We start from the raw sequence: 21,525 nt of genomic DNA, 5'->3' as shown, positions 1-21,525 counted from the left end.
ATTGCTAGTTTAATTGTAATCAAATGACAGATAATTTCAAGAAAGTTGGTTTAAAATAATTGACAGTGGTGATGGCATAAAAAATAAAAAAAACCATAACCGAAGTTATGGTTAAAATTATTAAGCTAATTTTGTGATGTTTGATGCTTGTGGACCACGTTGTCCGTCAGTCACATCAAATTCAACTTTTTGACCTTCGTCTAAAGTTTTGAAACCATCAGATTGAATCTCAGAGAAATGAGCAAAAACGTCTGATCCGTTTTCTTGTGTGATAAAGCCAAAGCCTTTTTCTGCGTTAAACCATTTTACTGTTCCTTGAGCCATGTGATATGTACCTCTTTTATATTATTTTTGTAAAAAACTTATTAAGAGGAAAACATAAGATAAAACTAACACTTTGACTCAAAAAACTTTATTACAATCTTTACTCTAACAGGATAAGTTGGAGAAGTCAACCTCCAAAGTTACAGAATAAAAAAGTGACAACCAATCCAGACCGTCCCTAAGCACTTTGCGGCAATAAATAAAAAAGAAAATAAATTTTAAAAATAGAACTAGATTTTGAAAAAACAAGGAAAGTTCCTTTATTTAATAATAAAAAAACTCCTCAGTATTTTGAGGAGCTTCCAATCTCATCTTAAATTTGTACCAAAATCACAGTTGATCAAAATAGGCTTTTGCCTCTGCTAGGTCAGCACCAGTCAATTCTCTGATTTTTTTAATAGCTTCTATGTCCTTACCATCTTTTTTTAGATTCAAAACCAATTCTCTTTCCTTATCAGAAAGGCGGAGTGAGACAAGTTCCTCATGACCAGTCAACCGACAGAGCTCATCTAATTGATTTTGCAGTTTCTTTATCTTTTCATCTTTACGTGAATTAGTTAGCAATCCTGAAACTAAAATGATAAAAAGACCCAATATTAACAACCAAGAATAATCCATAAGCACCTCCTTGAATATATTGATAATATAATAATTGTAGCATAATCTGTGATATATGTGTTTCTTAATACTGAGCTAAGTTATGCTTGTAATTTTAATAATCTAACAAAATAATCTACTCTGAAAATCCCGTCAAATTATGCTACAATAGGTTAAAAATATAAAGAAAAATAGGTAACAAACTAATGGCTAAATTTGGTTTTCTCTCAGTTTTAGAAGAAGAAATGGATAAGCAGTTTCAATTTGATTATGCCATGGATTGGGACAAGAAAAATCATGCAGTGGAAGTGACTTTTGTGTTAGAGGCTCAAAACACTGGGGAAGTGGAAACAATTGACGACCAAGGGGAAGTCACTCAAGAAGATATCGTTTTTGAAGATTATGTCATTTTTTATAATCCAGAGAAAAGTTCGTTTGATAAGGATGACTATTTGGTGGCAATCCCTTACGAACCTAAAAAAGGCTTGTCACGTGAATTTTTGGCTTACTTTGCCCAGTTTCTTAATGATGTAGCAACGGAAGGCTTGTCTAATCTAATGGACTTCCTTGAAGATGACACTAAAATTGACTTCGGTCTAGAGTGGAACCAAGAAGCCTTTGAAGAAGGAAAAACAGGACTAGAAGAAACAGAATTCTTCGGTTATCCAAGATATTAAGGTGGTAGACGGATTTGAACTCAATAAATCTCTGTTGAGTTAAGTATTACCAAAAATAGAGCAAATTAAGGGAGTTTTATGGGAATTCAAGACACTAGTTTAACTATATTGGACCAAGTTTTTGATTTTTCAGGAAGTAAGGTGGCTCTACTCATGAACGATAAAATCCTAACCAGTTTACGTGACGATATGCCAAGTATTCCTCATCCTAACATGTTGGACTTACCAGGAGGTGGTCGTGAGGCTGAGGAAACCCCTTTTGAATGTCTTCAAAGAGAGGTTTTGGAAGAATTATCAATCCATATTCATCCTGAGGATATTATTTGGGCAAAAGTTTATCCTGGAATGAGTAACCCTGATAGACAATCAGTTTTTATGGTGGGGACATTGCCCCAAAACAATATAACCAAATAGTCCTTGGCGATGAAGGTCAAGGCTATAAATTGATGACAATAGCTGAATTTTTAATTGATGAGCAGGTGATCCCTCAGTTGCAAGAACGATTGAGAGATTATTTGGAGAAAGGGAGAGTGGAAAAAAATCAGTAATTTCATAGCAATTTGATTTTGACGTCCCATCTCCACAAAATTGAGTAGGGTTGTAGTAGCTGATTTTCAACGTATTAGAGCCTACTTAATGACTGCGTTACACTATAAAAACTAGAGTCTGAAAATAGTTGTCTCAGACTCTTTTTAGTTGCCAAAAACCATCTGAGATGCAGATGGTTAAAGGAAAGTATTTAATTGTCGTTTGGCATAAAGAATGCGACGAACCCCCATGGTATGCTCAATAACTACATAAAAGATAGTGAAATGCTTGACACGAATGGTATAGTAAGGATGTGGTCGAGCAGTTGATGTCTTATAGGATGGGAAACCCAATGGATTTGCCAATCGTTGTAAGATAGCCTTTTCTACATCATTCACTAAATGATGTGCAGCGCTAGGGTTTTTAAGTTTATATTTGATATAATCAACAATCTGATTTAAATCATCTTCAAAAAGCGGGAGAATAACTAGTTTATAATAGCTAGTCATGATTAATTCTCTCTCTGACACGATTGAAAACGTCTTGACTTGAAAAACGTTGCTTAGATTGACTAGCTTGTTGATCAGCCTCGTCTAATTTCCTTTCGGTGGGATTAATTAGCTGATCATATTGCTCTATACTCATTAGAACCATCGTTCCATAGCCGTTTTTCGTCAAGAAAACGGGTGCATGTTCTTCTACAACTGTTTCCTCAATTTCAGGAAATTTATTACGTAAATCAGAAACTGGGCGAATGGTTATCATAAAAACACCTCCAATATTATCAGTATTTTATCAAAATAAGGATAAGTTGTCAAAATTACGGATATTGAGTGATGGCTTCAAAGAACCTCTTATTTAAATGTGTTATAATAGTTTCAATTGAAAGCTAATAGAGGTAACAAATCAAGTGAATGCATGGCAAGAACTGACAGTGACCGTCCATCGTGACGCTGAAGAAGCTGTCTCAAATATGTTAATTGAAGCAGGCAGTCAAGGTGTGGCCATTAGTGACACAGCTGATTACCTTGGTCAAGAGGACCGCTTTGGCGAGCTCTATCCTGAGATTGAGCAATCAGAAATGGTTGACATTACGGGTTATTTTCCAGATACCATGGCAATTGACCAAGTCAGAGACACCATTACCCAAGGGATAAAAGGCTTGGAAGGTACAGGTCTAACTGTTGGTCCCGTAGCTGTCGCTTCCCAAGAATTGGCAGAAGAAGATTGGGCTGACAACTGGAAGAAATATTACCAACCAGCCCGCATCACCCATGATTTGACCATTGTGCCATCATGGACTGATTACCAAGCCAGACCAGAGGAAAAAGTAATTAAGCTTGATCCAGGCATGGCCTTTGGAACAGGAACTCACCCAACAACCAAAATGAGTTTATTTGCCTTAGAACAAGTCCTTCGTGGTGGTGAAACAGTCATTGACGTGGGAACAGGATCAGGTGTCCTTTCTATTGCAAGTTCACTACTGGGTGCAAAAGATATTTATGCCTATGACCTAGATGATGTGGCTGTGCGTGTAGCTCAAGAAAATATTGACCTTAACCCTGGCACTGAAAATATTAAAGTAGCAGCAGGAGATCTCTTACGCGGTGTGGAAATTGAAGCAGAGGTTATAGTTGCCAATATTTTGGCAGATATCCTCATCCATTTAACAGAGGATGCTTACAGATTAGTCAAAGACCAAGGCTATTTAATTATGTCAGGGATCATTTCTGAGAAATGGCCAATGGTTAAAGAAGCAGCAGAAGACGCCGGTTTCTTCCTTGAAACACATATGATTCAAGGGGAGTGGAATGCATGCATCTTCAAGAAAACAGATGATATGTCAGGAGTGATCGGCGGCTAATGCAACAGTACTTTATATCAGGCGCAGCTCAGCCACTTGTGACCATCACAGATAAAGACACCATCAAGCACATGTTTCAGGTTATGCGCCTGGGCGATGGCGACCAAGTCGTCCTAGTTTTTGATGATGGCATTAAACGGCTTGCCAAGGTGGCAAATAGCGCTGCTTATCAGTTAGACATTATCCAAGACTTGGGTGAGAACCTAGAGTTACCCGTGCAAGTAACCATAGCCAGCGGCTTTCCAAAGGGCGACAAGCTGGACTTTATCACGCAAAAAGTGACAGAATTAGGGGCAGCAGCTCTTTGGGCCTACCCGGGCGACTGGTCAGTGGTCAAATGGGATGGCAAGAAGCTAGCTAAAAAAGAAGAGAAATTAGCAAAAATCGCCTTAGGAGCAGCAGAACAGAGCAAACGCAATAAGGTGCCGGAAATCAAACTTTTTGAGAAAAAAGCCGATTTTATCAGCCAATTAGCAGCATTTGATAAAATCCTCATTGCCTATGAAGAGTCAGCTAAAGAAGGTGAAAAGAGTGCTTTGGCGCGTGAATTAGCCAACTGTCAACTAGGTCAAAAGATTCTCTTTATCTTTGGGCCAGAAGGTGGTATTTCACCAAAAGAAATTGAGTTATTTGAAAAAGCAGGTGGCATCAAAATCGGCCTCGGTCCTCGTATCATGCGGACAGAGACCGCCCCACTCTACGCCCTCAGTGCAGTCAGTTATGCTTTAGAAATGACGAATTAAAACAAGCGGTTAAATAATCGCTTGTTTTTTATTTTAATTAAGTGTTGACTTAATAGATAGAAAGTATTATATTTATATAAAACGATTGTTTAATAAAGATTAAGCGGTGATTTATGAAAAAGGTATTCTCTAATAAATTATTTATGGCAACATTTGTGTCAGATCTAATTTCTAACTTCGGTGATATTGTTTATTATTTAGCTTTAATGAACTATGTCCTCATTTTACCTGATGGCAAAATGGCCATTGCACTAGTAACTTTTTCTGAGACTTTTCCTTTTTTATCTAGTATTTTAATGGGAATTCTGGGAGATCGAACAAAAAATAAAGTCGATACTATATTAGCAGCTTTGGCTTTTAGAGTAGTCATGTATAGTATTGTTGGAATAGTAATGGGCTTTAAACCTGCTTTATGGATACTGGTGATTGCAATTATTATAAATATTCTTTCAGATTTAGCTGGTCAATATGAAAATGCCCTCTTCAAACCAATCACCTTAAGAATTATTAAAGAGGATGACAGGGAAAAGTTCTTAGGATTTCGTCAAGGAACGATGACTGCTTTCCAAATGGCATTTATAGCTAGTGGCGCAGTACTTTTAAGTCTATTTAATTTTCAACAGTTAGCATTTGTTAATGCCTCAACATTTTTAGTCAGTGCCATAATCATTATGTTTATCAGAAGTGCTTTGAAAGAAAAAGTAACAGGTTATTCAGTCCAAACGAGAGATGGAAATCATCAGGAAAATATTATCCAAGATGTTGGTTATTCTCTAAAACTAGCTTTTGATTCTCTGTCAAAAGTCCCTGTTTTAAAAACATCTATTTATATATTAGCTGGTTTAAATGCCATTATTGGTGTTGAAGATGCTATTCTTTTATTGATTTTTAAAGAAAATCCTTGTTTTGGGTTTGGGTCACTTGCGGCTACAATTGCCATTTTAGGTTTAGTATCAAGTCTTGGCATGATGTTTGGTAGTTTTCTGCTTACAAGAGATAAGTTACCGATTTCAATTGAACAGGCACTTTTAGGGTCACCCCTTGCTTTGGTAGCTTTATTTATAGGCATTTATCTGCAAAATGTTTACGTGATGATGGTTGGAATTGGTTTATTAACAATTTGTATCGGGATTATTAATCCCAAAATATCAGCATTAATCATGAAAACAATGCCAGAGAATCAATTAGCAACTATTTCATCTGGGATCTCTACCTTTTGTACTGTTAGCGTGGTCATCAGTAACGCACTTGTCTCTGTTTTAGTTATTTACCTCTCTGCAAAAATGTTAGGATTGCTTTTCCTCTTGCTTTCTTTAATACTCTTAGGTTACACTATTAGAAAGTACTATTTTTAGAAAAATGGAGAAACCTGTTTCATGGATTATAAGTATTCCGAACAAGCTAGTTCAATCATAGAATTGTTTTTTATGCCATTTTTTCAAACCTTTCAAATGGATATAACAATGGAATTCTCTAAAAAAGAAAAGGAAAATTTTAAAGAAGATTTTGCCCTTATTGAGGAAATAAAAGGGAAATTTGAACCTTTTGCAGAGGAGATAAATCGCTATTATTTGTTTGGCTATGGCTTTAGTCTGCTCCATGTTATTTACTATTATGCAGGAGAAATGGGATACTCATGTCAAAATGTAGAAGAAGTTCATGATTATGCTCTAGGATTGTCTGAGAAAGATATTCAAAAATGCATTGCTTATTTGATAGTGGATGAGGAAGAAGATAAAGAAAAAGATTTTTGGGTATTGCTTGAAGAGTCTTCATTAAAACCTGAAATGAAATGGTATTATAGTCAATTTTATCGTGAACCTCTAACTAGCATAAAACGGTTAGTCACTCTTTCACAAGAATTAATCAGTATTTATCAACCCTACTTTAAAAGAGGATTAAAAGAACGGCGAGCTTATGCTAGTAAGTTTGATTTAGACAAATTTGCAGATTCTTTACCTGAGCTGACTAAAAACGGGTTACTCTCCTTAGATAATAGCTTCTTGTCAGTATTTATTCTTAGTTCATGGTTTATTAGATTATCAATGATTAAGTTACACCAAAATGAATCCCAAGAAATTGGATTTATCATTACTTGCCACATTGAAAGGTTTTTACATACTGAAGATAACTTAGATGAGGAAGATTTTTCATTAGCCTTAAAACTTCTTAGTGATACTACTCGTTATCAAGTTCTCCAAGAGGTATTGCAACCAAATACCAAAAGTAAAGATATAGCTAAACGATTGAATATTACAGCTGCTGCGGTATCTTTCCATACACAGAAGTTAGTCAATGCCCAAATTCTGCAATTTAATACTGAAGATGGGGGTGGAAAGTATAGTTTAAATAAGAAACTCTTGAATACAGTTCTTGAGAAGATGGCTGATGATTTCCACCTATAAGAAAAATAAAATGAATTCTTGAAAGGGGATTCATTTTCTTCTTGACAGGTTAGCTTAAAATGTCTATTCTATTAAAAAGCACCTTTGGAGGAGAAATCGTGGTTACAATTAAAGATGTGGCAAGATTAGCAGGGGTTTCTCCTTCTACAGCCTCGCGAGCAATGCATGACAATGAGATGATTAGTCAGTCCACCAAGGATCGAGTGAAAAAGGTCATGGAGGAATTGAACTACTCACCTAATTATTCTGCTCAAAATTTGGTTAAACGCAGAAATAATACTGTAGGAATTATTCTGCCTGTTCGAGAAAGCCATGAAACGATAGGGGATAATCCCTTCTTTATGCAAATTATCCAAGGGATTTCTGGGATTTGTACTGACAAACAACAAATGGTGGCTTTAGCTACAGGTCGAACTGAGGAGGACTTACTGGCTAATGTAACAACCATGATTCGCAGTGGTAATATCTCTAAATTTATATTTCTTTATTCGAAAGCTGAAGATCCTGTCTACGATTTTATTGCTCGCGAAAAAGTTGACTGTGTTGTTGTTGGTCATTCATTGACGGAAAAGCGGAGCGATCAGTTCCAGTACATCGATAATGATAACCGTCAAGCTGGATATGACGCTAGTCAGTATCTGCTTAATAAAGGCTACAGCCAGATTACCTATATCTATAATGATATGGATGAAATGGTTCAGGCAGAGCGTTATAGTGGCTTTGCCAATGCTATGAAGGAAAAGGGGAAAATAGCGAATAGCTTTAATATGTCCTTGGCTGATGCTATCGCTTTTCAGAGCTACTTGCAAGAAAACCCAGCGCAAGCTTTTGTCACTTGTGATGATATTTTGGCTATTAAATTGCAAAAGTTACTAAGGGAGAGTGGTCAGCAGGCTGATAAAAAAGCTATTATCAGTTTTAATAATTCAATCATTGCCCAAATCGCAACCCCATCATTGACCTCTGTAGAAATTTTTCCTTACAAGTTAGGAGAAGCGGCAGCTCAAGCTATTTTAGCTGAAAAGAAATTAAAGGATGAGGTATTAGTAATCCCTCATAAAATCATTGAACGTGCCTCAACACAAGAGTCCTAATGCTAATTAGGCTCTTTTTTAATTAATTTTAAGAAACCGCTTTACAAATTAAATTTTGGAGAGTATAATAAAAAGAAGAAAACCGCAAACGTTTGCGTAAAACGTTTGCAACTAGTAGATGGTTTTTATAGCTATGAGGAGATGAAGATGAAATCACAGGTTAAACAAATTTTTAGTTTCGAATTTTGGCAAAAATTTGGAAAATGTTTGATGGTTGTTATTGCGGTTATGCCTGCAGCAGGTTTAATGGTTAGTATTGGTAATTCCATTCCAATGATCAATCCCAATTCAGCAATCTTGGTTACGATTGGACACGTAGTGGCGGAACTTGGATGGGCCGTGATTGGTAATTTGCACTTACTTTTTGCACTTGCAATTGGTGGGTCATGGGCTAAAGAAAGAGCTGGAGGTGCATTTGCAGCTGGTTTAGCTTTTGTTTTAATCAACCGACTAACAGGTGCTATCTATAATGTTAATGCATCCATGCTTGCTGATCCTGCAGCAAAAATTAAGAGCTTTTTGGGAACCGAAATGGTTGTTAAAAACTATTTCACAAGTGTTTTGGAATCTCCAGCGCTTAATACTGGGGTTTTCGTAGGAATAATAGCTGGATTTGTTGGAGCTACAGCTTTTAACAAATATTATAACTATCGTAAACTTCCTGAAGTCCTAACTTTCTTCAATGGGAAACGCTTTGTTCCTTTTGTGGTTATTTTACGGTCATCTCTTGTCGCTCTAGTCTTAGCGCTTGTATGGCCGGTTATTCAAGCTGGAATAAATGGATTTGGAATGTGGATTGCCTCATCACAAGATACAGCTCCTATTTTAGCGCCATTTATCTACGGTACTATGGAACGTCTCTTGTTACCATTTGGTTTACACCATATGTTAACGATTCCAATGAACTATACAGCTCTCGGAGGAACTTATGAAGTAATGACTGGTTCTGGGATAGGTACTAAAGTATTTGGACAAGATCCACTTTGGTTGGCATGGGTTACTGACTTAGTTGGTCTTAAAGGATCTGGTGATACGGAAGCTTATAAACACTTATTGACAACCGTCACACCAGCTCGTTTTAAAGTTGGGCAAATGATTGGTGCTACTGGTACATTGATGGGAGTCGCTGTTGCCATGTACCGTAATGTTGATGAAGATAAAAAACCAAAATACAAAATGATGTTTATTTCGGCAGCGGCAGCTGTATTCTTAACAGGAGTTACAGAACCCCTTGAGTACATGTTTATGTTTGCTGCTATGCCATTATATATTGTTTACGCATTAGTTCAAGGGGCGTCGTTTGCTATGGCTGACTTGATTAATCTTCGTGTTCACTCATTTGGTAATATTGAGTTGTTGACACGGACGCCGATGGCTATCAAAGCTGGACTTGGGATGGACTTGTTTAACTTCATTTGGGTTTCTATCCTCTTTGCTGTCATTATGTACTTTATTGCTGATTTTATGATTAAAAAAATGAACCTAGCAACGGCTGGTCGTCTAGGTAACTATGATGCTGACATGTTAGCTGATGCTTCATCTGAAGGATCAGACCAAGTAGCAGATGCTAGTTCACAAATTGTAAAAATTATTAATTTATTAGGTGGTCGCGAAAATATTGCTGACGTTGATGCTTGTATGACACGTCTTCGTGTTTCTGTTAAAGAAACTGATAAAGTTGGCTCAGAAGACTTGTGGAAAAAAGCTGGTGCCATGGGTCTGATTGTTAAAGGCAATGGTGTTCAAGCAGTTTATGGTCCCAAAGCTGATATTTTGAAATCTGATATTCAAGATTTATTAGATTCTGGTGCGACTATTCCGACATCAAACTTCTCAAAAAATGAACCTGTTCAAGAAATGGCAACTTTTAAAGGTTTAACTGAAGAAGTATTGACTGTGGCTGATGGACAAGTTATGCCGATTTCGGAAGTGAATGACCAAGTTTTTGCCGGTAAAATGATGGGTGACGGGTTTGCTGTTGAACCTGAAAATGGTAACATCTATGCCCCTGTTTCAGGGATTATAACAAGTGTCTTCCCAACTAAACATGCCTTTGGTTTATTGACTGATAATGGACTTGAAGTTTTAGTTCACGTTGGTCTTGATACAGTAGCATTAAATGGTGTACCTTTCTCTGCTAAAGTTAAAGAAGGACAACGTCTTACAGCTGGTGATTTACTTGTCGTTGCTGATTTAGCAGCAATCAAATCAGCTGATCGTGAAACAACAATTGTTGTAGTCTTTACTAACCAGGCTGATATTGAATCTGTTGAATTGGTAGTACAAGGTCAACAAGCAGCGAAAACAGCAGTTGCAAAAGTAAAGTTATAAAATAAAATAAGTAAGGGTGACACAATTTATTTGTCACTCTTCTTGTACTTATTAAGGAGATGAATTGATGGCAAAATGTCTAACTTTAAATACCCATTCTTGGATGGAAGTTAATGCTTTAAAAAAGTTAGTTGACTTGGCTGAACACATTATGGCAGAAAAATATGAGATTATTTGTTTGCAGGAAATCAATCAGCTGATTGACAGTGAGGTTGCAAATGAACTTTTTAATTATCAGCAGGTGCCTGGAACGCCATCAATTCATAAGGATAATTTTGCTTTAATCTTGGTTAATTATCTTAGAAAGCACGGGCATGATTACTATTGGTCGTGGACTTATAATCATATTGGATACGGCATTTATCATGAGGGCGTAGCTATTCTCTCAAAGGAACCAATGGAGGTTTCTGATGTCTTAATTTCTAAGGCTGATGATGAAAGAGATTTCCACACTCGGAGGGCCTTGGTTGCTAGGACTCAACTTTTGGGGCGTGAGGTGACGGTTCTTAGTTTGCATATGTCTTGGTATGGCAAAGGATTTGAGGATGAATGGGCAAGGCTGGAGTCTCATCTTTTAGAGTTTGTTGATGGACCTTTGATGCTCATGGGGGATTTTAATAACCCAACGGATTTGGAAGGTTATCAAATGATTGAGAAGAGTCCACTTAACTTGCAGGATAGTCATAAGGTTGCTGACTTTGTTTTTGGTGACCACAGTATGATGAAAGATATCGACGGTTGGGAAGGTAATCAGCATACTTATAAGGTTGATCATATCTTTACAAGTAGGGATTTTGAGATTTCTTCTTCGGAGATCACTTTTGAAGGTGGTTATGCACCTGTTGTTAGTGATCATTTCGGGCTTGAAATAACAATTAAATAAGAAAAGACTAAGAAATGGATTCCTAGTCTTTTCTTATTTGTTGAGGATTAGTGCTCTTGCTGCTTCAATAGACAATTCAGGTGAGAGGATTTGTTCATCAAATAGTTTCAAGTAGTCTTTGTCATTCCACCATCTTTGAAGACTTTCTTGCCCAAAGTCATTTGCCTTAGCTCGGCCCTTGTGTCGTTTAAGTGTTTCTTCAAAGGATAAATCATAGTAGTAGGCTTGGCAGTCCTTTGGATAGTTTTGTAGAAGATGATCCCAAACGGGTTGATACCAATCTGATTTTAAGATTCCTTCAATAATAATGACATCATATTGGTGGTAAGAAAAATTAATTAGTTCAATCAGTAAGGGAATGGTCGGTGTATCAAAACCATCATGTGCACCTAATAAGTCCCTTCTAAGGGTGTCTTGAGATAGGATAATTGCTCGTTCGGGGAACTGACTTTGGACGGCTTTGGCAAGACTTGTTTTACCACTGGCAGAATTGCCTCGAATAATAATTATTTTTGCCATCATTAGGTCCTCTAAATTAGTCAATCATGTCACTTAAGAGATAAGCATCGACAAGCTTTTCTGTTGCCTCAACGGAATCAGTGTGGGTACGCTCGTAAGAATGGCTTGATTCAATACCTGCACCAAGGAGAGCATGACGGACTTCAGCACCTGAACGCATGGCTGCTGAAGCATCAGAACCATAGTATGGGTAGATATCTAGTTTAAATGGGATATTATTTTCTTGACAGAGGGCAACCATTTGCTGACGTAATTCATAATGGTAAGGGCCTGAGCCGTCTTTAACACAGATAGAAACAGTATATTCATCTGTTGTTTGATCGTCTCCCATAGCTCCCATATCAACTGCTAAGTACTCAACTGCTTGTTCAGGTAGGCTTGAATTTGCGCCATGACCGACTTCTTCAAAGGCTGAGAAGTAGAAATGCGTTGTATAAGGAAGTGTGATATTTTCTTGCTTATATTTTTTAAGCAGTTCAATTAGGATGGCAGCAGATACTTTATCATCTAAATGGCGTGATTTGATAAAGCCATTATCTGTTACAATAACACGTGGGTCAAAGGAAATAAAATCTCCAACTTCGATGCCAAGTGCGCGTGTTTCGTCGGCAGTACGGACTTTTTCATCTAAACGAACTTCCATGTTAGCTTGGTTACGTTCGGCTGTACCAGCATCTTTATAGACATGGACAGATGTTTGATGGATTAAAATCGTACCTGAAATCTCCTTGCCATTTTGAGCAAGATGGACAGTACAGTTTTCCCCTTCAATAGCATTATAGACAAAGCCACCAACAAGATCCATTTTCAAACGACCATCTGGTTTGATGGCACGGACCATAGCTCCTAAGGTATCAAGGTGGGCAGTAACTACACGTTGCTTTTGATCGTTTTCCCCTTTAACTGAAACCATCAAGCCACCTTTATTGGTGCGAACAATATCATAACCAAAGGATGAAATTTCAGCTGCAACGTAGTCCATAATTCTTCTTGTAAATCCTGTAGGTGATGGGATTTGCGTTAATGTTGTAATGTAATCAACTGTCGTTTTCATAAGTACTCCTATCAATTTTTCTTTCAACTATCCTATTATACCATGACTGAAGTTGAGAAAAAGGAAAAGGAGTGGGGCAAATATTCTCAAACTCTATTTTTTTATAGATTTATGTATATAAGGCAGTGGTTGAGTGGGCTCTAATACGTTGAAAATCAGATTTTATAGCCCTACTCAACTTTGCGGAGGTGGGATGACAAAATCAAATTGCTACGAAATTACCGATTTGTCCCACTTTCTTCTTTTTATGCCTTAAATGATTCTCTGGTTTCTAAAATGACTTTGGCAAGCCGTTCAATATCAGAAATGGTTCCACGCATTTCAAAATCACCAATCATAGGAAAACCGAAGCGTTTTGCATATTGCTTTGCGGTCAAGCAATATTGGTTATTGAAGTTGAGGTTACCTGAACCAATAACCCCGAAACACTGTTTATAGTTGTCGTGCGCAGCGATGAAGTCCCCAAGAGGAGTGGTCAGTATTTCGATATCTCCAGAATCCAGTCCGTTCCCACCTTCTAAGTAAGTTGGTAAGATCGCAACAAAGGATTGCTCAACTGGGAAGGTTTGATGATTTTGTTCCTTAATGTTGATTGGATTTGTCGTGATCTGATAGTTTTCAGCCAAATAAGTAGAGAGGCGTTTAACAAAGCTCAAGGTGTTTCCACTTAAGCTGATAAATACAATGGTTAACTCAGACATATTACTCCTTAACTATATCTTGTAATTATCTATCAGTTTAACACAATATATAGTAGTTAACAAGGTTGGAAATCTAAGTTCCTTAATTGATAATTGAATAATTTAGAGCATTACCGTATCAAAAAGCGAAGACTTTTCAATTGTCTTCGCTTTTTGTGGTTTGTTTAGTTTTGGCGACGATTTTTTCTTGTGAAAAGTGCGCCAAGGCTTAGGAATGCTAAACCAAACAGAGAAATGGCTTGTGATTCTTTGCTACCAGTAGTTGGTAAGTTTTCAGCTTTAGCAGCTAATTGTGTTGGTTGATGTGTTTCTTGGTAGACACGAGCAGCCAATGCTTGCATTTCTGCTCGGGTAGCAGGGCTGATTGTTGAAGTATTTTCAGTTGGTGCAGGTGCTTTATCAGTTGGGACAACTGGTTTCACGTAAGTGAAGACGAAGTCACCAAACCCTTCAACAGTCGATGGACCGACGTAAGAAATATCTGCTTTGTCTCCAATCAAATGTTGTGCCTTGTCTGCACTCAAGAAATGGAGATTTAATCCTTTGATACTATCTGTAAAGTACCAATTATTATCTGCTGATGGATTAATTGTTTTTTCAGAGATAATGTAATTAATGATGGCTTGGCGATTTTCTAAGTTTAGGAGACGATTGAGGCGTGCATTTTTTGCACCAGGGAATGTGCTACTTGCACGGTAGTTGTTTGTCACAATCATAAATTCTTGGTTTGGATCAATTGCTTTTCCTTGATACATTAAGTTTTTAACACGGTTAGCATCAGGATTAACTAGATTACCTTTGGCATCATATTTATTGGCTTGTGTGATATCGAATTCATATGTCAATCCATCAATAACGTCAAAATTATAAGTACGGTAGTCAGTATTGACAAGATTTTGTGGACCAGTATTTGTCGGATCAATCGTATTGAATTGTCCAGCTGACATTTCTAACCATTCCTTGAGGTCAGCACCTGTTACTTTTAGAATCGCAGTAACATTATCATAAAGATAAAGATCAGCAACGTTCTTAATGGCAATTGGACCTGCTGGGATATCTGTGTAAGCAGTTGGATCATTCCGTGTTCCAGCTTTAAATGGCGCTGCTGCTGAAAGGAGCGGTAGATTTGCTTCAGGAGTTCCTGCTAATTGCTGAGCAGCATACCAAAGCTGTGCTTTGTTAACGATTTGGACAGATGGGTCATCTTTAACTAGGGCAAAGTAAGAATTAATAGGAGAAGTTGTTTGGCCGACTGTTTGACGAACATAATCAACTGTACCATTATGAGCTTCTTGGGCTAAGGTGACAATGTCTGGATCAGCAAGAGTTGATTTGGTATCAATTTTACGAATTTCAGAATGATTTTTATTTTTATTAACCACCCATTGGCCATTTGTATAGGTAACATTTAAGTCAATCACCCCAATGTGATCACCGTATTTGCCAGCCATGTTTGTTGGAGTGCCATTGATTAGTCCGGCAACGCCATCGACACCTGTGTAGCTTTCATAAGAACCAGTTCCTTGTCCGCTTGGAAATTCAGCATGTGAGTGACCTGTAACAACTGCATCTACACCTGGTAAGCTTGCAATTTGATAGCCGACATTTTCTTCACCGACTTCATAGACATTGTCGCCAATACCAGTGTGGGCAAGAACGAGGGTGATGTCTGCGCCAGCTTGACGCATTTGAGGTAGAATTTTTTCCACTGCTTGAACAGCGTCGGTTACGGTTACTTTCCCAGTTAAATTAGCCTTATCCCACCCCATTATTTGAGGAGGAACAATTCCTGTTATGCCGATTTTAAGGTTGACAGCTTGGCCATTGGTATCCGTAAAGGTTTTTGTGATGACCTCGTAAGGTTTAAAATAATAGTTTCCTGTTGTTGCATCATAGACATTAGCATTGACAATCGGTAGCCCTGCTGAAGCAATGACTCTGTTGAGATAAGCTAAGCCATAGTTGAATTCATGGTTACCAAGGGTTGACGCATCAAAGCCTAATTTATCCAGTGCAGCATACATTGGATGAACTTCACCAGCTTGAATTGGATCGATTAGAGCGGTATAAGTTCCAAGTGGGGTACCTTGTAGGATATCACCATTATCAACTAAAACGGTATTTGGATTTTCGCGTTTAGCTTGATCGATGAGCACCGCTGCTTTTGCCAGTCCAATTGTTTGTGACGGCTTATCTTGGTAATAATCATAATTAATTAAGTTAGAATGAAGGTCAGTTGTTGACACAATGCGAACATCTACATTTTGTCCCTCAACTGGAGCCATTGCCATTGTGTCAGAAACTGTTGCTGTAGGTGTCGCAGTTGTAGTAGGCATTGGTGCTGCAATGGCTGCTTTTTCAACCGGAACTGATGATAGGGGTGTTGGACTTGCTGTAGTAGTGTTAGCATCTGCAGCTACGGGACTAGTTGCCAGGGGCTTAATAGCTGTTGTCTCAGGCTGACTATTGCTACTGCTTGATACCTCTGCAGAAACAATGTGAGCTGTTCCGGCAGCTACAATCATGCTCAAAAAAATAGCACTCTTTGAAACAAAGTGTTTTTTCATTTTTTAATCTCCTTGAAAATTATCCTAAAATTACCCAAATATGAACTTGGATATCTATTATAACCGAAGTAAAGGCTTTCATCAATACTAAATACGAACTTTTTTAATATTTTTGATAACAATATATTGTTATTTAGTGAGAAAATTTAATAATTAATAAAGTTGACTTGAAAAATGATTGTATTTTAGAGTTTTAGTCAGGGATTCTTTCTTTTTCTTTTGGTATGAAAGTGTTAAAATAGGAAAAAGACTAGATTTAGAGGATAATAATGGCAAAAGAAGTGAATTTATCAGGGGAAGAAGTTGTAGCTTTAGCAAAAAAATATATGAATGACAAAGATGCTGCCTTTGTAAAGAAAGCTTTAGACTACGCAACTGATGCTCATTTTTATCAGGCGCGGAAGTCTGGAGAACCTTATATTATTCACCCGATTCAGGTAGCTGGAATATTGGCAGATTTACAATTAGACGCTGTAACGGTTGCATGTGGTTTTCTCCATGATGTTGTTGAAGATACAAAAATTACATTAGAAGATATCGAAGATAAATTCGGCAAGGATGTTCGTGATATTGTTGATGGGGTCACAAAACTTGGTAAAGTAGAATATAAATCGCATGAAGAGCAGTTGGCAGAGAATCATCGTAAGATGTTAATGGCCATGTCTCGGGATATTCGTGTTATTTTAGTTAAATTAGCAGATCGCCTACATAATATGAGAACGCTTAAACATCTACGCAAAGATAAACAAGAACGTATTTCTCGTGAAACCATGGAAATATATGCTCCTTTGGCACATCGTTTGGGAATTAGCAGAATAAAATGGGAGTTGGAAGATTTATCTTTTCGTTACCTGAACGAAGTGGAATTTTATAAAATTACGCATTTGATGTCTGAAAAGCGTCGGGAACGAGAAGAATTAGTTGATCATATTGTTGAAAAAATCATTAGCTACACTAACGAACAGGGATTATATGGAGATGTTTACGGACGTCCTAAGCATATCTATTCCATTTATCGTAAAATGCGTGATAAGAAAAAACGCTTTGACCAAATTTTTGACTTAATTGCCATTCGTTGTGTCATGGAAACACAAAGTGATGTCTATGCCATGGTGGGCTACATCCATGAATTATGGCGTCCAATGCCTGGTCGTTTTAAGGATTACATCGCTGCGCCAAAAGCCAACGGTTATCAGTCGATTCATACAACTGTTTATGGTCCTAAAGGCCCCATTGAAATTCAAATCAGGACAAAAGAAATGCATCAGGTTGCCGAGTACGGGGTTGCCGCACACTGGGCATACAAAAAAGGACTAAAGGGTAAAGTTAGCCAGTCGGATCAAAAAGTTGGTATGAATTGGATTAATGAATTAGTCGAGTTACAAGATGCTTCAAATGGTGATGCAAGAGACTTTGTTGATTCTGTAAAAGAAGAAATTTTTTCTGAACGTATTTATGTCTTCACCCCTACAGGGGCAGTTCAAGAATTACCAAAAGAATCAGGTCCAATTGATTTTGCCTATGCGATTCACACGCAGGTTGGGGAAAAAGCTACTGGGGCAAAAGTTAATGGTCGGATGGTTCCCTTGACTTCGAAATTAAAAACAGGTGATGTGGTTGAAATTGTCACCAATCCTAATTCGTTTGGACCGAGTCGTGACTGGATTAAACTGGTCAAAACCAATAAAGCCCGCAATAAGATCAGACAATTCTTTAAAAACCAAGATAAAGAATTATCTGTTAATAAAGGACGTGAAATGCTTGTTTCCTTCTTCCAAGAACAGGGTTATGTAGCAAATAAATACCTTGATAAAAAACGGATAGAAGAAATTTTACCGCGGGTTAGTGTAAAAAGTGAAGAGTCTCTTTATGCGGCTGTTGGTTTTGGGGATATTAGTCCAGTTTCTGTGTTTAATAAACTAACAGAAAAAGAGCGTCGCGAAGAAGAACGAGCAAAACTAAAAGCAGAAGCTGAAGAACTGGTCAAAGGTGGCGAAGTTAAGCATGAAAATAAAGAAGTGCTTAAAGTTCGTAGTGAAAATGGGGTTATCATTCAAGGAGCAACAGGACTTTTGATGCGCATTGCAAAATGCTGTAATCCCGTTCCTGGAGATGCAATTGAAGGCTATATCACCAAAGGGCGCGGAATTGCTATTCACAGAGCTGACTGCAATAATATTAAGGGACAAGATGGCTATGAGCAACGTCTCATTGAGGTAGAGTGGGACCTGGATAATTCCAGTAAAGATTATCAGGCAGAGATTGATATCTATGGATTGAATAGAACAGGTTTGCTAAATGATGTTTTACAAATCTTATCTAACTCCACAAAGAGCATTTCAACGGTTAATGCACAACCAACTAAAGATATGAAGTTTGCCAATATTCATGTGAGCTTTGGAATTCCAAATTTATCTGAGTTGACAACAGTTGTTGAAAAAATAAAAGCAGTTCCAGACATTTATAATGTCAAACGTCGTAATGGTTAAAAAATAAGTAGGAGAAGTCAGTGAAAATTATTATTCAACGGGTATCACAAGCCTCAGTAGCTATTGATGGTTTGATTCATGGGAACATTCAAGCTGGTCTTCTTCTATTGGTTGGTGTTGGTCCAGAGGATAATCAGGATGATTTGGATTATGCTGTTCGTAAAATTGTTAATATGCGGATCTTCTCCGATCAGGATGATAAAATGAACTTGTCTATTCAAGATCGTCAAGGGGCTATCTTGTCTATCTCGCAGTTTACCTTGTTTGCTAACACCAAGAAAGGTAATCGACCAGCCTTTACAGGAGCTGCTAGCCCTCAATTGGCCAGTCAATTATATGATGATTTGAACCGTCAATTGGCAGGCTTTTGCCCAGTCGAGACTGGTGTTTTCGGAGCAGACATGCAAGTCAGTCTCGTTAATGATGGACCGGTCACCATTATCTTGGATACAAAAAATAGATAAGCTCAAAAGAAGAAGCATGAGAGAGAAATTACAAGAATATCGAACGAATCAATTGTTAGCCTATCTATTCTTTGGGCTTTTGGCGACTGTCTTTGATATTTTTCTGGCTGATTTCTATGTTATAATTTTTCTATGTTAACTAGTGAAAGGATTTCATATGACCCTTAAAGAGCTCTTTCCCCAACTACAACGGACACCTCTTCCTAAAGGGAGTCCTGAATGGATCAGTGTTGCCCAAGGTGATTCATATTTAAATTTTCCAAGAGCAGAACTGACAGCGCGTGAGCTGAAGTTTTTGGAACTTTTGGCTTTGGACAATAGCTCTGCAGGACAAGGAAAATCAGCATGGCAACGCTATTTAATCGAAAAAAAAGGTCAATTACCAACAGAGCTGGACGCTTATCAGTTTATTTACTTCAATCATCAGGAGCAACTTGATCAAGAATTAATTGACATTATTTCTTCCGTCCTTGGGCAAGTTAGTGAGCGTATTCCAATTAGCCCAACACGAACTGCTTTTTTGATTGAAAGAGAAGAAAGTCAAGATAGTTTGGGGATTCTGACTGATATTATGCCTACTTTAGAAAATGACTTTGGTCAGACTTTTAGAGTATTCGTGGGCAATAGATGGTCATCTGATAGTTTAGCTCCCCTATCTAGTTATTTTGAAGAAGAAAATAAACTTTTTTCAGCCTATCTTACTGAAAAAAGCGATCAGCAAGTAACAAGATATCCTGAGTTAATGCTCTGGTCTTTGCTAGCGGCGATTTCATTAAAAGCGATGGAAGCTCATTTTAACCATTGTTTAGTTCAGAACAAGGACATCTCAGATATAATTGTGGCAATGTGGCAATCACAAGGGAATCTGGTGCAATCTGCACAAAAATTATACATTCATCGTAATTCATTACAGTACAAGCTTGATAAGTTGAAAATGCAAACAGGTCTTAATTTAAAAAATCTTGATGATTTAGCTTTTGCTTATCTATATTTTAAAAAAAACTAACGATTGTGCAAGGTGCCCAAAGAAATTTGGGCGCTTTGTCTCTTTTATGAAATCGTTTACTTTGATATACTGGTTTTAACAAAAAAGGTTATATAGGAGCTAGACATGGTACAATTAAATTTGAATCACATTTTCAAAAAATACCCTAATACAAGTCACTACGCAGTTGAAGATTTTGATTTGGATATTGCTGATAAAGAGTTTATCGTTTTCGTTGGGCCTTCAGGGTGTGGTAAATCAACAACGCTTCGAATGATTGCGGGACTAGAAGATATTTCTGAAGGTGAGCTAAAAATTGACGGTGAAGTTGTTAATGACAAATCACCTAAAGACCGAGATATTGCCATGGTTTTCCAAAACTATGCCCTATACCCTCATATGACTGTATATGATAACATGGCCTTTGGTTTAAAACTTCGTAAATATAAAAAAGATGATATTGACCAACGTGTTAAAGAAGCAGCAACCATCTTAGGTTTGACAGAATTCTTAGATCGTAAACCGGCTGATTTATCAGGTGGACAACGTCAACGTGTTGCCATGGGACGTGCGATTGTTCGTGATCCTAAAGTTTTCTTAATGGATGAGCCATTGTCAAACTTGGATGCTAAGTTGCGTGTATCAATGCGTGCTGAAATTGCGAAGATTCACCGTCGCATTGGTTCAACAACCATCTATGTTACTCATGACCAAACAGAAGCAATGACATTAGCGGATCGTATCGTTATTATGAGTGCCACTAAAAATCCAGAGGGAAATGGTACTATTGGTAAAATTGAACAAGTTGGTTCTCCACAAGAGCTGTATAACCTTCCTGCTAATAAATTCGTTGCAGGATTCATTGGTAGCCCAGCTATGAACTTCTTTGAAGTAACTGTCAATGGTGGTCGTATCACGAGTGAAGAAGGATTGGATATTGCTATTCCGGAAGGCCAAGAAAAAGTCCTAGAAGCAGGTGGTTACCTAGGTAAAAAAGTCATCTTTGGTATTCGTCCAGAAGATATTTCAGCAAATCAAATTGTTCAAGATACATTCCCAAGTGCTAGTGTTAAAGCTGAAGTTTTAGTTTCAGAATTATTAGGTTCAGAAACAATGCTTTATGTTAAACAAGGTAGTACAGAATTTGCATCGCGAGTTGATGCGCGTGATTTCCATAATCCAGGAGAAATCGTAGATTTGACATTCAATGTGTCAAAAGGTCACTTCTTTGATTTGGAAACAGAACAAGCAATTCGTTAATGAGCGATTCCTCCTAGAATAAAGCAAAAACCTCAAAAGA

At 37.5% G+C, this 21,525-nt stretch carries 20 protein-coding genes and 1 pseudogene; 13 read left to right on the top strand and 8 right to left on the bottom strand.

The genetic code is table 11. From position 1 onward, the window contains the following. Nucleotides 1-120: 120 nt before the first annotated feature. Both ACVRZD_RS07440 and ACVRZD_RS07435 read right to left on the bottom strand, forming a co-directional pair. The gene (locus tag ACVRZD_RS07440) at nucleotides 121-324 is read right to left on the bottom strand and encodes a cold-shock protein (protein ID WP_037626415.1); all 204 of its coding nucleotides are present in this window, start codon (nucleotides 322-324) and stop codon (nucleotides 121-123) included. Nucleotides 325-654: 330 nt separating this feature from the next. Further along, nucleotides 655-942, bottom strand: coding sequence for a hypothetical protein (locus ACVRZD_RS07435; RefSeq protein WP_037626417.1), 288 nt, complete (start codon nucleotides 940-942; stop codon nucleotides 655-657). 185 nt (nucleotides 943-1,127) lie between these two features. On the opposite strand from ACVRZD_RS07435, the gene ACVRZD_RS07430 reads away from it, so the two are divergent. After that, a complete protein-coding gene (locus ACVRZD_RS07430) occupies nucleotides 1,128-1,598 on the top strand; it encodes a DUF3013 family protein (RefSeq protein ID WP_037626419.1) in 471 nt (156 codons plus the stop codon). Nucleotides 1,599-1,676: 78 nt separating this feature from the next. Continuing rightward, nucleotides 1,677-2,146, top strand: a pseudogene (locus tag ACVRZD_RS07425) (NUDIX hydrolase). A 177-nt stretch (nucleotides 2,147-2,323) separates the two neighbouring features. Here ACVRZD_RS07425 and ACVRZD_RS07420 read toward each other — a convergent pair. Both ACVRZD_RS07420 and ACVRZD_RS07415 read right to left on the bottom strand, forming a co-directional pair. After that, a complete protein-coding gene (locus ACVRZD_RS07420) occupies nucleotides 2,324-2,635 on the bottom strand; it encodes a type II toxin-antitoxin system RelE/ParE family toxin (protein WP_037626422.1) in 312 nt (103 codons plus the stop codon). Beyond that, nucleotides 2,628-2,891, bottom strand: a complete 264-nt coding sequence (locus ACVRZD_RS07415; protein ID WP_037626424.1) for a type II toxin-antitoxin system Phd/YefM family antitoxin — start codon at nucleotides 2,889-2,891, stop codon at nucleotides 2,628-2,630. The genes ACVRZD_RS07420 and ACVRZD_RS07415 overlap by 8 nt, the downstream gene beginning before the upstream one ends. 145 nt (nucleotides 2,892-3,036) lie before the next feature. On the opposite strand from ACVRZD_RS07415, the gene prmA reads away from it, so the two are divergent. From prmA to ACVRZD_RS07380, 7 genes are all read left to right on the top strand, one after another. Further along, entirely contained in the window at nucleotides 3,037-3,990 is a 954-nt protein-coding gene (prmA, locus tag ACVRZD_RS07410) for a 50S ribosomal protein L11 methyltransferase (RefSeq protein WP_037626426.1), read from the top strand. Beyond that, nucleotides 3,990-4,733 (top strand): 16S rRNA (uracil(1498)-N(3))-methyltransferase, encoded by a 744-nt coding sequence (locus ACVRZD_RS07405; RefSeq protein WP_037626428.1) that lies wholly within the window; start codon nucleotides 3,990-3,992, stop codon nucleotides 4,731-4,733. Before prmA ends, ACVRZD_RS07405 begins: the two co-directional genes overlap by 1 nt. A 143-nt stretch (nucleotides 4,734-4,876) precedes the next feature. Further along, nucleotides 4,877-6,088 carry an MFS transporter gene (locus ACVRZD_RS07400; RefSeq protein ID WP_447450398.1) on the top strand — a complete coding sequence of 404 codons (1,212 nt, stop codon included), beginning with the start codon at nucleotides 4,877-4,879 and terminating at the stop codon, nucleotides 6,086-6,088. 21 nt (nucleotides 6,089-6,109) lie between these two features. After that, nucleotides 6,110-7,138, top strand: coding sequence for an ArsR/SmtB family transcription factor (locus ACVRZD_RS07395; protein ID WP_037626432.1), 1,029 nt, complete (start codon nucleotides 6,110-6,112; stop codon nucleotides 7,136-7,138). A 98-nt stretch (nucleotides 7,139-7,236) separates the two neighbouring features. Then, the gene (locus tag ACVRZD_RS07390; RefSeq protein ID WP_037626497.1) at nucleotides 7,237-8,232 is read left to right on the top strand and encodes a LacI family DNA-binding transcriptional regulator; all 996 of its coding nucleotides are present in this window, start codon (nucleotides 7,237-7,239) and stop codon (nucleotides 8,230-8,232) included. Nucleotides 8,233-8,379: 147 nt separating this feature from the next. Beyond that, on the top strand, nucleotides 8,380-10,563 hold the full coding sequence (locus ACVRZD_RS07385; RefSeq protein WP_037626434.1) for a PTS transporter subunit IIBC: 2,184 nt from the start codon (nucleotides 8,380-8,382) through the stop codon (nucleotides 10,561-10,563). A gap of 67 nt (nucleotides 10,564-10,630) precedes the next feature. Further along, a complete protein-coding gene (locus tag ACVRZD_RS07380) occupies nucleotides 10,631-11,446 on the top strand; it encodes an endonuclease/exonuclease/phosphatase family protein (protein ID WP_037626436.1) in 816 nt (271 codons plus the stop codon). Nucleotides 11,447-11,479: 33 nt separating this feature from the next. On the opposite strand, the gene ACVRZD_RS07375 is transcribed toward ACVRZD_RS07380, so the two are convergent. From ACVRZD_RS07375 to ACVRZD_RS07360, 4 genes are all read right to left on the bottom strand, one after another. Further along, nucleotides 11,480-11,968, bottom strand: coding sequence for an AAA family ATPase (locus ACVRZD_RS07375; RefSeq protein ID WP_198777480.1), 489 nt, complete (start codon nucleotides 11,966-11,968; stop codon nucleotides 11,480-11,482). A 13-nt stretch (nucleotides 11,969-11,981) separates the two neighbouring features. Then, nucleotides 11,982-13,019 carry a M42 family metallopeptidase gene (locus ACVRZD_RS07370; RefSeq protein ID WP_447450397.1) on the bottom strand — a complete coding sequence of 346 codons (1,038 nt, stop codon included), beginning with the start codon at nucleotides 13,017-13,019 and terminating at the stop codon, nucleotides 11,982-11,984. Nucleotides 13,020-13,264: 245 nt separating this feature from the next. Next, on the bottom strand, nucleotides 13,265-13,720 hold the full coding sequence (nrdI, locus tag ACVRZD_RS07365) for a class Ib ribonucleoside-diphosphate reductase assembly flavoprotein NrdI (RefSeq protein WP_037626439.1): 456 nt from the start codon (nucleotides 13,718-13,720) through the stop codon (nucleotides 13,265-13,267). 164 nt (nucleotides 13,721-13,884) lie between these two features. Continuing rightward, nucleotides 13,885-16,287, bottom strand: coding sequence for a bifunctional 2',3'-cyclic-nucleotide 2'-phosphodiesterase/3'-nucleotidase (locus tag ACVRZD_RS07360; RefSeq protein ID WP_037626441.1), 2,403 nt, complete (start codon nucleotides 16,285-16,287; stop codon nucleotides 13,885-13,887). 269 nt (nucleotides 16,288-16,556) lie between these two features. Here ACVRZD_RS07360 and ACVRZD_RS07355 point away from each other — a divergent pair, with 269 nt between their 5' ends. From ACVRZD_RS07355 to ACVRZD_RS07340, 4 genes are all read left to right on the top strand, one after another. Beyond that, nucleotides 16,557-18,776, top strand: coding sequence for a RelA/SpoT family protein (locus tag ACVRZD_RS07355; protein WP_447450396.1), 2,220 nt, complete (start codon nucleotides 16,557-16,559; stop codon nucleotides 18,774-18,776). 20 nt (nucleotides 18,777-18,796) lie between these two features. Continuing rightward, entirely contained in the window at nucleotides 18,797-19,240 is a 444-nt protein-coding gene (gene dtd, locus ACVRZD_RS07350) for a D-aminoacyl-tRNA deacylase (RefSeq protein ID WP_037626443.1), read from the top strand. Between the two features lie 157 nt (nucleotides 19,241-19,397). Then, on the top strand, nucleotides 19,398-20,246 hold the full coding sequence (locus ACVRZD_RS07345) for a helix-turn-helix domain-containing protein (protein ID WP_037626445.1): 849 nt from the start codon (nucleotides 19,398-19,400) through the stop codon (nucleotides 20,244-20,246). A 105-nt stretch (nucleotides 20,247-20,351) separates the two neighbouring features. Next, a complete protein-coding gene (locus ACVRZD_RS07340) occupies nucleotides 20,352-21,485 on the top strand; it encodes an ABC transporter ATP-binding protein (protein ID WP_037626446.1) in 1,134 nt (377 codons plus the stop codon). Nucleotides 21,486-21,525: the final 40 nt, after the last annotated feature.

The organism is Streptococcus hongkongensis, from assembly GCF_053206145.1.
The sequence above is the reverse complement of the archived record's forward strand: the minus strand, read 5'-3'. Positions and strand labels throughout refer to the sequence as shown.